Genomic DNA, 12,956 nt, shown 5'->3' with positions numbered 1-12,956 from the left:
TTCACCCGGAGGAAAGATGAACAACAGCGGTTATCCAGACCAATGCTTAGCTAAAGGACGCCCATCGCCATATTCCCTACACCCGTTTACCGCCGCAGGCCGGGTGTCGTTATTGATCGGCAGCATGCTGATCAGCCAACCCTTGCTAGCCGAGGAAATCAGGCATTATCAAATCCCCGCGCAATCGCTCAACAATGCGCTGACCAAATTCGCGTCGGAAGCCAAACTGATCCTGCTGTTCAATTCCGAACAAATCCGAGGCATCAACACGCGCGGCCTGGATGGCGATCTGACGCCGGAACAAGCCTTGCGCCAATTGTTGCAAGAGACGGGTTACCGCTTTCGCTTCGTCGATGCCCACACCGTCACCCTGGAAAAAGCCGAACACACCAACCCGCCCGCACCCGCCGACTCCAGCACGCTGCCTGCGGTGAAGGTGGTCGGCAAGGCCGAATACGATGCCACCGATCCTTATAACCCGAATTACGTGCTGCCCAATGCCACCGCCGGCACCAAGACCGACACGCCGATCATGGAAACGCCGCTGAACGTGCAGGTGATTTCCAAGCAGGTGTTGAAGGATCAGCAGGTGATTACCTTGGATCAGGCTTTGAAAAATGTCAGCGGCATCACGAGCAATTCTAACGGCAGTGGCAACGTCACCTTCGGCGGCACGAACCAATCGTTTTTTATCCGCGGTTTTGAATCGGAGACTTTTTTCCGCAATGGCTTTCGCTTGCAGCAAGGCGGGGCGAACCGGCAAATGGCGAATGTGGAATCCGTTGAAGTGCTGAAAGGCGCGGCGGCGATTTTATACGGACAAGTAGAACCGGGCGGCATGGTCAACGTGGTCACCAAGCAACCGTTGGCGACACCGTATTACGCGCTGGGCCAACAGTTTGGTTCCTACGATCTCTATCGCACCACGATCGACGCCACCGGCCCGGTCGGCAATCAGGACCGTTTGCTGTACCGGATGAATATGTCTTACCAAAACAACAACACATTTCGGGAATTTAACGGTAAAGAAGATGTGTTTCTGGCCCCCGTGTTGAAATGGAACATCAGCTCCCAAACGCAGGCGACTCTTGAACTGGAATACGACCACCAACATCTGGGCTTGGATACCGGATTCGTCCCGCTGTATAACGATAAAATCTTCACTGTACCGCGCAACCGTAATTACGGCGGCTATTCGCCATCAACCACCGAAACCGTTTATGGCGGCTTTAATTGGTCACACCAATTTAATGATGATTGGTCTATCAAACATCATTTTTCCGTCAATCAGCAGAATATCGCGCAACCGCATTTTGTCTTCCCTATTGCCACCGATGGCGTTGACGTGTCTAGACAATTGAACAGCTACGATACCCAAAACAACACGTACGCCACCAGCTTGGATTTGACAGGCCATTTTGATACTGCCGGGCTACATCATACGTTACTGATAGGCGGCGATTATTATCGGGTTGATTCGGTGTTTAAAAATTCAGTCAGCGATCCGCTGTCTAATATAAATCTGCTCAATCCAGTGCATCCCGGTACGCCTTTTACCCAACCGCTATACCCTTTGGTCATCAATTCCAGCCGCACCGACCAATACGGCGCTTATATCCAAGATCAAATCAAATTGCCGCATAACGTCCATGTCATGGGTGGTATCCGCTACCAAAATTTCCATCAGGATCATGTCGCTAATTTCCCCAGCTTTGACTTTGTCTTGCCTTCAGTCCAGTCCAATGATGCCGTCACGCCTCGCGTCGGTATTTTATGGCAAGCCGAAAACTGGCTGAGTTTGTATGCCAACTATGTCGAAAGCTTTGGCGTGAACACCGCTTTTACTTTTACGCCTGACAATAAACCGGTACCCCCGACGGAAGGCGAACAATACGAAGGCGGCATCAAAACCGAATTTTTCGACGGTCGCTTGCGGGCGACGTTGGCCTATTATGATTTGACTAAAACTAACGTCCCAACCTCCGACCCCAACCACCCCGGCTTTTCCATCTTGACTGGAGCGGTGCGTAGCCGTGGGCCGGAACTGGACATTAGCGGAGAAATTTTGCCAGGTTGGAGGGTCATTGGCACTTACGCAAATACCGATGCCCGCATCATCAAAACCGAGGAAACCGGTTATCAGGCGGTCGGCACGCGTTTTTGGAACGTCCCCCGGAATACTGGCAGCGTGTGGAGCACTTACGAACTACAAGCAGGGACAATGCGCGGCTTTAAATTGGGTGGTGGAGTGACCGTGCGCGACGGAGTGACGGCTTGTTGCAGCTTCCCCGCCTTCCAATTGCCCGGCTATGCCACGGTCGGTTTACTAGCGGCTTATAGTATCGATGTCGGCAAAAGCAAAATCACCGCCCAGTTGAATGTCGACAACCTATTAGACAATCACTACACCTCGAATTTATTTACCAATTACAACGCGCCAGTCGGTTTTAACGCCGGTAATGCCGATTTTGGCACACCACGTACATTTATGGGGTCGGTCAATATCCAATATTAACCGTTCAAGTAGCCGGTTAGGACCTTAGGCTGGGATAAGGTAACGAACCCCAACATTTTTAACCGGTTCGGCCTTTGCTGCTTGCCGATGGTTTTATTTGGTCGCGAGATCTCGCTTTTCTGTTTGGCTAGTGGCTCAAAGGTTGTCGTGTTGGGGTTCCTATCGTAACCTCAACCTACGCCCCCTTGGCCAGCTTCTTGTCCGCTACGCGGCGTTTTTGCAGCCAGCGTAAAATGCCAGTGATATATAAAATCAGCGGCGCGAAGCCGACGAGACACCATAAGATACGGCCTGTAAGTCCTAAAATCTGCCCGTCATGTAAAGGCCACAAGATATTCATAAACGTCTCGCCGGCGGTAAACTGGTTCGGGTCTTGCACCGCCAACACCGCGCCGCTGTACTGATCAATCCAGACTTTACTACGAGGCCGTTTGCGATTGGCTTCTCCCGCTTGTCTTTTGGCCACCATATAAACGCCTTCTTTGCCATCCGGCGTATTCACACCGCGCAATTCCGCGCCGGGAAAAACTTGGTCGGCAATTGCCACGGCTTGAGCAATGGAAATAGGCGAAACTGAATCCAATACCTCCGATTTAAGAGGCGGATTTTTTAAGTGGTTTTTTTTGATGGGTGAAAATACCGACACTAGCGGTGTAACGTAGTCTTTATAGCTAAAGGCAAAGCCGGTAAATGCCAGAATCAGCAATAATACCGAGCTATAAAATCCAGTAATCTTGTGTAAATCAAAGTAGTAACGCTCTCGGCTGGCATTGGGTTTTATGGACAATGCCTGTTTGAATTTACCAGTGCGTGGCCACCATAAATATAAGCCAGATAAACAGCTAATAAACAGAAATACGCCAAAGAAACACACCACTTTAAAAGCCAGTTCGCCGACTTCCTTGCCGATTTTACCCATCATAAAATCAGCGTGTAGTTCATAAATCAGACTAAATAAGGTTTGCCCCCAAAAATGCTGATCAATAATTTCACTAGTATAGGGATTTACCAGAATTTCCAATGGCGCAAATAACTCGTCCTGAGTTTCTTCGGGCTTTGGATACTCAATCCAAAGATAATCACTTAAATAACCCGGTAAAACGATGGCCCAACCGCCATTTCGTTGGGGATTAGCCGCCTTAACCGTTTGCATTACATCGTCCAAACTGCGTAGATCCTGGCTGCTTTGCTTTATCGCTGGCAACCCGAGTTCGTTGAGTTCGTAATAAAAAATATTAAAAGAACCGGTTAGCCCAAAAATAACAAACACAAACCCCACGCTAAGTGCCAGCATTAAATGCAGATTTAGCCAAAATTTACGGAGATTTTTAGCTAAAAACAAAATTGATAAATGATGGCGCTGTAATTTATTAGCCATAAAATAGCTCAAGAAGTAAGGTAGGCTCGGCTGACTTAAGGAAGCCAAACCTACGCAAACCCAACTTACCGGGTTACAAATACCGGTACTTTGGATTCAGTTAATATTCCAATTTCAACGATCCCATTACGGTAATAGGATTACCGGTAATAGTATTACTTGCCCCTTGTTGAGTCGCACCGGCATAATATTCTTTGTCGAGCATATTATTGATATTTAATTGCGTGGTTAGGCGAGTTTTACCAATCGGCTTAACATAAGCGGCCATCATGTCCATTCGCGCATACCCAGGCAACTCTAGATCAGTCCATGTTTTCCCCGCTCTCGAACCCACTAAAACTCCGCCGATACCTGCTTTAAATTCGGGAGTAAATTGATAGGTTCCCCATAAGCTTGCCTGATGCTCCGGCACATTTATTAGACGCTTCCCCAATGCCTCATCGGAATTTTCACCATTCTTAGTTATTCTGGCATCCGTATAGGCATAGGTTAAGATCAGATTTAAATCATCGGTGACACGCCCCTTAAGGTCGGCCTCAATTCCTTGGCTTCGAGCCTCTCCGGCTGTCACGGTGAAACCGGTATGAATAGGATCAGAAAGCTGGATATTCTGTTTTGTCAGATGATAGAAAGATACGATGCTGCTTAGTCTCTGATCGAAGAACTCCGTTTTAAAACCAGCCTCGAATTGCTCGCCAATTTCAGGCTTAATGGATTGGTTCCCATAGACCATTCCGGTATTGGCACTACCAAGGGATTCGGTATAGTTACCGTAAACAGAAAGCCATGACATCGGCTGATACAAAATACCAATCCGCGGACTGAACTTTTGATTGTCAGTGCTTTTATAATTGGCGCTCGCCACATCATAGCTACCCGTAGCAAAATCGAAACCTCGTCCAAAAGTTGCCCAATCGTAGCGGCCGCCGCCTAAGATATGGAGCTTTTCAAACAAGGTAATATGATCTTGAAAATACACGCCAAACCATTCTTCTTTCTCTCTCACCGCATAGTCGTAAGGCGAAGAATAAATGGCGGCCAAGTCAACGGTATTATAAGCCGGGTTGTAGATATCAACCGTTCCGCCGGTGTTGTTCCCGTTACAACACGCGAATCGGTTTTTATCGGCTTTTCGGGTTCTTCTCGAGAAATCGCCGCCGATTAACAATTCGTGTTTGGTATTGAACAATTCGACATTTCCAATTAAATCCAGGTTGGTTCCATAAGTATCATGATAGGCCACGCCAGTTATTGGAAATCGCCTTAACATTGTAGCGTTGAGCATATATTGAGGCTGAAGGTCGAAATAATTGATATCCCAATCCTCGTGCATAAACCGGTTCGTCACTTTCCATTGGTTATTAAATTTGTAAGACCAATCAAATGCCGTCAGCACGGAATTCATGGTGGGGCCTTTCGCCACATCGCCAAGGTAGGTATTAAATGCTACCGGCGCCGGACGATTACCAATCGTCGGTATTCCGTTGTCATTCACACGTTTATCGTGCTTGAACTCCAACTCGGCATTGGCCTCGAATCGGTCATTAGGCGTCCAACTCAGTTTGGGCGCGATAAATACCCGCTCGTCCCCCACGTATTTCTTGAACGAGCTTAAATCCTGGTAGGACGCGTCGAACCGATATTTCAGTGTCTTAGCGTCGTCGATGGGGCCGGTGGCCGCAGCCGTCGTACGGTATTGATCATAATTGCCGAACTGTTGCTGCAGAGAGTAATAGGGTTTATCCAGAGCTTGTTTGGTGACGACGTTGACCATGCCGCCGGGTTGAATTTGCCCGTAAAGCACCGCTGCCGGGCCTTTAATAACCTCTACTTGCTCGATGTTCGCAGGATCGGAATAGTTGGTATAACGCCGCAACCCATTACGATAGGTGGAAAAATTGGTGCTGAATCCCCGGATATTAAAGTTTTCGTAAAGATCCCCATAGTCAGGGCTTCTTTGTACGCCGCTGACATTCCTACTTAAAGCTTCCGTGATTTCGATATCTTGCTGGTCATCCATGATGGTGCGAGGCACAATCTGGATATTGACCGGCGTTTCCATCAATGCCATTTCCGTCTTACTGGCGGCGCTGGAAAGAGGGACGGAGTAATCCTTAGTATAAGGATCGGTTGAGTCGTAGCCTACTTTAGTACTAACCACTTTAACAGCCGGCAAAGTCGATGCCGCATCACTCCCAGTTTCCGCAACCTTGATCGCTACCGCGTTGTCATCCGTGATGATATACGTCAAACCGCTTCCCGCGAGGAGCTTTCTAAAGCCTTCTTCGACGGTGTACTCGCCGTCCAGTCCCTTGCTGGTTTTGCCGTCGGTCAATTTGGATTCCCCGGTAAACAGAATGCCGGCATCGCGCGCAAACTGGCTAAGTGCTTGTCCCAAGGAGCCGCCGCCGATGTGGTAGCTTTTCCTGTTGGTTATTTCTTCTCCCTGCGCTACCACTGAAGCGGTCAGCGCTGAAGCCAATAAAATCCCCTGTATAGCGTGGCTCAATCGGGATGAACGAAAGCCCGGATCGCAGCGATGGTGTGTGTTTGACATCGGTTTTTCTCCATTTGTGGTGTTTTCATTAACCAATACAAACGAGCAGGAAAAACCGGAACTGCGAATTGAAAAAAATTTAATAAATTTTTTAACGGATTGTTTTTAGATGGAAAAATAATCCGCTTTTTAAGCAACAATGCGCTTGGCGAGCCAGTGTCGAGCACCGTCTACAACTTTCCCATCCACTTGAACGGCGATGCCCGTTCGTCCTGAGCTTGTCGAAGGGCGCGCGGGATTTTTCATTCACCCGTTTGGTGAGTGTATTGCGAGCCGTCCATGCTTCGACGTTGCTCAGCACGAACGGCCCGCAATACACGCCAACTGCCCTTTTTAGGTTGAACGATATGGAAGATTATTACTTGGCCGCCGGCGTGTTGGAACGCGTACGCAAAGGTGAAGAACGCGTTTATTCATTAGATGAGGTGCAGGGATGATTAACGCGGCAGGACTTTAACCCAGAAAGGTAGCGGATGTGAGAGCTTGACCGGCAGGTTAGCCTCCAGAAACGCAAGAATTTTGTCGGTATCTTTCAGCGGGTAGGAACCGATGATCCGTAAATCGGCAATCTCGGGAGCGCAGGTGATATAGCCTGATCGGTAACGGCTCAGTTGCAGCAAAAACTCGCTGAGCGGCAAATCATCGGCAACGATAAAGCCTTGGGTCCAGGCCGGTTTTTCCTGGCTGTGTCGGTGGATCGGCTCAATGTGGTTTGAGGCAAATTGAACTTGTTGACCGGCACGTAGGATTTGTTTGGCCGATGTTGCATCGGCTGGTTGGATTTCTACGGCATCTTGAAATACGGCAACCCGCGTTAGATTTTGGTGCTGGCTAACGCTGAAGCGCGTGCCGAGGGCCTGCACCCTGCCTTCCAATGTATCCACCACAAACGGCCGTTTCCAGCCAATGGTATCGGCTGCTGTTTCGACGTAAATTTCCCCTTTAACCAGTTGCAGCCTGCGTAAATTAACCGAAAAATCGACGTTAACCGCGCTGCCGCTATCCAGAACAACGCTGGTGCCGTCGGCTAGGGTGATAGTTTTACTTTCGCCGAGCGCTGTGTGTTGATCGGCCGACCATTCCTGCCAATAGCGACCTCGATACATCTGCCAGCCGGACAATCCGGCCACACCCAATAGGGCCATGCTTAACAGCAGGCGTCTTCGATTGAGATCGGGGGCATTAAGCGCTTCGGCTGCGGCGAAGGCCGCTTGTGGCGGCAGCGATTTAAATTTGTCGGTATAAAACTCAACTCTGGCCCAAGCCATTCGGTGATCCGGATGCGAAGCCAACCAGGCTTGCCACTGTGCGGTTTCGTCAGGACGAACGTTGCCGGAGCTCAGAACCATAAACCACTCAGCTGCCTCCGCCACGACGCGGGGATGGATTTTTTGTCGATTTTCGGACGACATGTTCGGTTAGAACTCCACGCTCAGACATAGCACCATGGCTTGTACCATGTACTTTCTAACCATACGATCGCTGACGCCGAGTTTTTCGGCGATTTCGACGTAGGTAAGTCCATCGATCTGGGACATAAAAAATGCCTTGCGTGCCTTTACCGGTAAGCGATTAAGCAGTCCATCGATTTCTTGTAGCGTTTCCAGAATAATGGCATTTTCTTCCAATGACAGCGAAATGGCTTCAGGTAGTGCCGACAGGCGTTCCAAATACACTTGTTCAATGGTGGCGCGACGCCAATGGTTTATCAGTAAATTTTTGGCAATGGTAGCGAGGTAAGGCCTGGGTTCGTCCAAATCCAGTGTGCGACCCGATGCCATCACCCGTACAAAAGTATCGTGCGCATGATCTTCGGCTTGCAAGCGACATTGCACACGCTTATTCAGCCACCCCAGCAGCCAGGAGTGGTGCTCGCGATAAAGCAGGGACAGGGCTTCACTCGTCAGTAATTCCGTCGCCATTAATCACTCCTGTCTACGATTGAAAGATGTGGCTTCAATGCATCATGCGGGCGGTTGATCATAATTTTGCTTGCCTCGCTCCATCCGTAAGATTGCTGATTTTGTCGCCCTCAAGAGAGCTTGTTTTTTACCAAAAGCCTTCCATTCAAGCAAAAACTATTCCACTGCATGTTTCGCGCAGTATTCTGTATTGCGGTTTATTGTTGAAATATACGACTTACATGTAATTCGGCATTGATAACAAATTCTAACCAAGCCGATATTTCAACAATGTCCTAACTCTACTTTGTCAGATTTGTTCAAGACCGTCGTGCCCGCCGGGAAGCGGACATCCAGTGTCATGGAGGGTAGGCTTAAATCCGTCCTTGAAGCCTGGATTCGCTCCACGCTCTAACGGATCCGGCCATCCATGCCGGAATGACGATGCTTATTGTGTAAGCAGACCACGTAGCAACGGCCGCCCATCAAGAAACTCTAGGGAGCACTGTGTCATATGACTTATTTTGGCGATGAAAAGCATGTGAAAACACGTAACCGCGAGACAAAAATACCAATCGCGGCGAAAGCCCTTCCTACGCCTATCTTTTTCTTTTATTGCCCCCCTTTAACCACCGTTAGGAACGATTTGTAGAACAGGCTTTTGATGGACCGCGCGACAATCGACTGAATTTTCGGATCGAGAACAGTCGATAGCGGTTGTCAATGCGGGATTCCGGACCTGGGCCGGTTTATTAAGTTTTAGGCTTAACTACCGGTTCTACGCAAACGGTACGCCATACCCAGCGACACTACACAAAAACGCCGATCCCACTGGGATCGGCGATTCGAAAACATGCGCTGGAAATGATCCCAGTGTGTCGGCGGAATCAACTTTCGCCGGCTCTGACCTCGAATTCGATTTTCCATTGCTGCTGCTCGCGCCGGGACACGGCGCGCAATTCCAGCGTGCCGACTTCTGTAACCGCCGAGGACAGATAGACCGGCACGATGTCGCCGGCGGCGCGGCCTTCTTCCGGCAGGGTGATTTCGATTTCGTCGAGTTCTTCCAACTCGTCGTCGTGCCAGCTTTCCAGCCGGGTGCCGACCTGGTCTTCGCGGCGGGTTTTGGAGCCGAAGAAGCGAAAGCGTACCGGTTCGCCGACGATCAAGCCGAATTCGTCGTTGGGCAGGTTTTGCTCGGTGCCCTCTTCCATGCCGAACGGCGCGATGCACAGCGCTTCGATTTCCGGCGCCAAGCCGGGTACCGCCGGCATCGCGCTTTCGACGCCGACGTAATAGGCCGCCGCCGTGCCGCCCTTGATGCGCACACCCTTGCCTTGCCGAACGAAGCCGTAATAAGCCGCACCGCGCGCCACCGCCAAATCCAGATCGGCGCCTTGCAGCAAGCGCGCTTCCGGGGCTTGTTCGGCTTGCAGCCAGCCGTTCAGGATTTGCATCAGGCGCTCGGCCAACACGCCGGCCTTCAACACCCCCCCGTTGAACAGCACGGCGGTCGGATGCAAAAAGCTGGCATGCTCGGGCAGATTCACCGCCTGGAATTCCTCGGTCGCCTGGCGTTGGCGTGCCAAAAACGCCGCCAGATGGCGAGTAATGCCCGCGTCTTGCGCGTACGGCAGACCAGCGCTACGCAGACCGCTACGCGGCCGACTGACCGGCTTGTCACCGGCTTGGGCATTGGGCAAAAAGCCTTCGACCAAGACCCGATTGAGTTCGTCGCGGGTCAGTTCGGTACGCAAGGTGCCGCCGATCAGCGACGAACCACGGCTGGCGACTACCAGCGGCATGCTGCCCAGCTCGGGCTGGTTGAACAGCTTTTCCTTGGCCTCGCGGCAACCGTGCGTTAGGGACTGAACCTGCCAGGATTCCAGCTTCTTGCCGCTGTCCTGTTCCAGCTTGGCCTTAACGGTATAGGCCAGCGCCAAGTCCATGTTGTCGCCGCCCAGCAGGATATGGTCGCCGACCGCGACGCGGGTCAATTGCAGATTGCCGTCCTGCTCGGTCACCGCGATCAACGACAAGTCGGTGGTACCGCCGCCGACATCGACGACTAAAATCACGTCGCCGACCTTGACGTGATTGCGCCAATCGCCTTCGCTGTTTTCGATCCAGCTATACAACGCGGCTTGCGGTTCTTCCAGCAGCACGGCTTGTCCTAGGCCGACCGCGCGCGCGGCTTCGACAGTCAATTCCCGCGCCGCCGGGTCGAACGAGGCCGGTACGGTGATGGTCAAATCCTGGTATTCCAGCCGGTCTTCGGCAAAGCGATGGTTCCAAGCATCGCGCAAATGTTGCAGATAGGCCAGGGTCGCGGCGAACGGCGAAATGCGCTCGACCTCGTCCGGCGCCTCGGCCGGCAGAATCGGCTGCTTGCAATCGACGCCGGCATGGCACAGCCAGCTCTTGGCGCTGGCGACCAGCCGGATCGGCGTCTTGCCACCCAGATTGCGGGCGATTTCACCGACCAATTTGTCCGGCTTGGCCGACCACGGCAACGCGGTCGAGCCTTCGGCCAATTCCGCCGGGTGGGCCAGATAGGTAAACGACGCCAGCTGCGCTTTGTCCTCGATCTGGCCCGGTCCGATCAATTGCGGGATCGCGAATACTTCGATCGCCACTTGATCGTCGCCGGCCTGCAAATCGACATAGGACAGCACGCAGTGAGTGGTACCCAAGTCGATACCGACCGAATAACGGGCACTCATAATTCCACCTCGGCCGGCGCGACGATTTTGGCGTTATGGCCTTCGGTCAGTTTGGGCAGGCGCAAATCGGTAACTTGCCAGCCTTTGTGCACCAAAGTACCGGTGAACGGAGCCTGGCCGACGATATTGCCGGTCAAGCGGAACGACGCGGCGTCGAAGCCGGGATTCAAGGTGACGCGGTTGCCTTCGGCATCCGAACTGACCGGCGCCAGCGTGAAATGCTCGTTGATCGCCTTGACGCAACCTTGATGCACCACCCGCGCCGCCGCGCCGATGTCGGCATCGGAAAACGCGCCGACATCTTCCTTGATAAAATCGATAAAGCGGGCTTCCTTTTGCAACAGGCTGAGCAATTGCAAAGCCGCATCAGGAGTGGCTTCCTTCAGAATCACCGGTTCGGGCGCTGGGGCTTGGACAATTTTTTCGACTTCGACGATTTTCTCGACGATCTTGATCTCGGGTTGCGGCGCCGGCGCGGCCACCGGTTCGGATTTTTTGCAGCGGCGCAGACCCAGCAGCACCGAAATCAAAACGGCGATCAAGATCAAGGCCAGCACCGCGGCGGTGCCGGCCAGACAAACGTGCCACAAATCGAACGTAGTCGGGCGTAGCGATAAATCGATGGTATAGGTGTTCATGGTGTAAGGCTTGGTTGAGAACAAGCCGCCGGAGGCGGCAATCGCGGCGGCCGGCCGCCGCACGGATTATCAGGGTTGAGCGCCGGCTTTTTTGGCGGCTTCGAGGTACATCAATTCTTGCAACATATTGCGGGTGGTCTGGATACGCAGTTTTTTCAAGTGCCGGTCGGCCACGACGCCCGGCACGCCGACGTCGGTGTAGACCTTACGCATGTCGCCCAACATCGGCTCGCAGTATTTGGCGATCGCGTCGGTGGCGTTGCGGCTTTCCAGTTTTTGGTTTTCCGGCTTGCGCATCTCGTCGACGACGCACTTTTTATATTTGAATTGCGCTTGCTGGATTTTTTGGATGGTGTCTTCGCTGAGCGAGGTTTCATTCCACTCGTCCTTGGCGGATTCTTCGGCGGCGGCGCAATTCGCGGTCAGCAGCAACGCGATCAACAGATATTTCATGGTATGGCTCCTGGCTTGAAAGTTTTTAGCCGGGATTTTACGCGATGGCGGCGAGATTGAACAATTGATGATGGACCGCGAACCGGCGCCGACGCGTTGACGGACGAACAGTTCGCCGTTAAATTCCGATGCCGAGCGCGGGTACGATACCGAGAAAATCGCGCTAGAGTGCCGGTATCCGGTTCCAGGCCACCGGAAAACCAAGACCGCACAAGACGCGACGACTGTTTCGAATATCGCCCGCGCCCCGATAAAGCCCGGCCGAGACAGCATGCGCCCTCCCCCACGCTACCGCAAAGACTTTGGATGGTCCTCGGGGCGGGCCAATAATTAAACTACGTTGAATACGCCAAGTCACTCCGGCAATTCCCGAATCCCCAGACACAAAAAAGGGGCCGAAACGGCCCCTTTTTGCTTGCGGCACAGCGCGCTTATTTGACGGCGGCGGCGATGTCGTTGAAGGCCTCGACACGTTGTTTGCCGGCGTTGGCCAATTCGATACCGTTATCGACCACCAATTTGATCAAACCCGGCGTGCTGTAGACGATTTTACCCAGATAAGCGACCAAGGGCACCGCGACGACAGCGCCGAACAAGCTACCGATACCCAAAACACCTAACAATTTGGTGATCAGCACCACAATGTCCAGCGGCAACAAAATCATCGTGCCGAAATAGACCAGTACGATAAACGTAAACAATACGAACACGACGAACTGGACCAGCCTGACCAAAGCAACATTTAGGTTTTTCATGGTTTTCAATGTCTCGAATGAATAAAGAATCGGTAA

At 52.0% G+C, this 12,956-nt stretch carries 9 protein-coding genes; 1 reads left to right on the top strand and 8 read right to left on the bottom strand.

Translation table 11 applies throughout. From position 1 onward, the window contains the following. The first annotated feature begins 103 nt into the window (after window positions 1-103). A complete protein-coding gene (locus ACQE3D_RS08045; RefSeq protein ID WP_427551550.1) occupies window positions 104-2,515 on the top strand; it encodes a TonB-dependent siderophore receptor in 2,412 nt (803 codons plus the stop codon). 175 nt (window positions 2,516-2,690) lie between these two features. Here ACQE3D_RS08045 and ACQE3D_RS08040 read toward each other — a convergent pair whose 3' ends face one another. The 8 genes from ACQE3D_RS08040 to ACQE3D_RS08005 all read right to left on the bottom strand — a co-directional run bounded on the left by ACQE3D_RS08040 (window position 2,691) and on the right by ACQE3D_RS08005 (window position 12,920). Continuing rightward, on the bottom strand, window positions 2,691-3,893 hold the full coding sequence (locus ACQE3D_RS08040) for a PepSY-associated TM helix domain-containing protein (RefSeq protein ID WP_071157828.1): 1,203 nt from the start codon (window positions 3,891-3,893) through the stop codon (window positions 2,691-2,693). Between the two features lie 100 nt (window positions 3,894-3,993). Then, the gene (locus tag ACQE3D_RS08035) at window positions 3,994-6,450 is read right to left on the bottom strand and encodes a TonB-dependent siderophore receptor (RefSeq protein WP_071157826.1); all 2,457 of its coding nucleotides are present in this window, start codon (window positions 6,448-6,450) and stop codon (window positions 3,994-3,996) included. A gap of 437 nt (window positions 6,451-6,887) precedes the next feature. After that, window positions 6,888-7,862, bottom strand: coding sequence for a FecR domain-containing protein (locus ACQE3D_RS08030; protein WP_427551548.1), 975 nt, complete (start codon window positions 7,860-7,862; stop codon window positions 6,888-6,890). A gap of 6 nt (window positions 7,863-7,868) precedes the next feature. Then, window positions 7,869-8,372 (bottom strand): sigma-70 family RNA polymerase sigma factor, encoded by a 504-nt coding sequence (locus tag ACQE3D_RS08025; RefSeq protein WP_071157822.1) that lies wholly within the window; start codon window positions 8,370-8,372, stop codon window positions 7,869-7,871. An 866-nt stretch (window positions 8,373-9,238) separates the two neighbouring features. After that, complete coding sequence (locus tag ACQE3D_RS08020) at window positions 9,239-11,074, bottom strand: Hsp70 family protein (protein WP_071157820.1); 1,836 nt, start codon at window positions 11,072-11,074, stop codon at window positions 9,239-9,241. Then, window positions 11,071-11,712, bottom strand: a complete 642-nt coding sequence (locus ACQE3D_RS08015; RefSeq protein WP_071157834.1) for a DUF2760 domain-containing protein — start codon at window positions 11,710-11,712, stop codon at window positions 11,071-11,073. The genes ACQE3D_RS08020 and ACQE3D_RS08015 overlap by 4 nt, the downstream gene beginning before the upstream one ends. Window positions 11,713-11,781: 69 nt before the next feature. Further along, window positions 11,782-12,165: a hypothetical protein gene (locus ACQE3D_RS08010; protein WP_071157835.1), complete on the bottom strand. Its 384-nt coding sequence runs from the start codon at window positions 12,163-12,165 to the stop codon at window positions 11,782-11,784. A 431-nt stretch (window positions 12,166-12,596) separates the two neighbouring features. Then, window positions 12,597-12,920 (bottom strand): hypothetical protein, encoded by a 324-nt coding sequence (locus ACQE3D_RS08005; RefSeq protein WP_064030588.1) that lies wholly within the window; start codon window positions 12,918-12,920, stop codon window positions 12,597-12,599. Window positions 12,921-12,956: the final 36 nt, after the last annotated feature.

Origin of the sequence: Methylomonas sp. MS20, from assembly GCF_050275925.1 — a bacterium.
In the GTDB taxonomy this organism is placed as follows: Bacteria; Pseudomonadota; Gammaproteobacteria; order Methylococcales; family Methylomonadaceae; genus Methylomonas; species Methylomonas koyamae_A.
Note: the sequence above shows the minus strand (reverse complement) of the source record. Positions and strands in the feature narration are given on the sequence as shown.

Bases quoted from the DNA above. Each gene is read 5' to 3' on its own strand.
- ACQE3D_RS08005 (WP_064030588.1), bottom strand. From the start codon at position 12,920: ATGAAAAACCTAAATGTTGCTTTGGTCAGGCTGGTCCAGTTCGTCGTG.
- ACQE3D_RS08035 (WP_071157826.1), bottom strand. From the start codon at position 6,450: ATGTCAAACACACACCATCGCTGCGATCCGGGCTTTCGTTCATCCCGA.
- ACQE3D_RS08025 (WP_071157822.1), bottom strand. From the start codon at position 8,372: ATGGCGACGGAATTACTGACGAGTGAAGCCCTGTCCCTGCTTTATCGC.
- ACQE3D_RS08010 (WP_071157835.1), bottom strand. From the start codon at position 12,165: ATGAAATATCTGTTGATCGCGTTGCTGCTGACCGCGAATTGCGCCGCC.
- ACQE3D_RS08015 (WP_071157834.1), bottom strand. From the start codon at position 11,712: ATGAACACCTATACCATCGATTTATCGCTACGCCCGACTACGTTCGAT.
- ACQE3D_RS08030 (WP_427551548.1), bottom strand. From the start codon at position 7,862: ATGTCGTCCGAAAATCGACAAAAAATCCATCCCCGCGTCGTGGCGGAG.
- ACQE3D_RS08020 (WP_071157820.1), bottom strand. From the start codon at position 11,074: ATGAGTGCCCGTTATTCGGTCGGTATCGACTTGGGTACCACTCACTGC.
- ACQE3D_RS08040 (WP_071157828.1), bottom strand. From the start codon at position 3,893: ATGGCTAATAAATTACAGCGCCATCATTTATCAATTTTGTTTTTAGCT.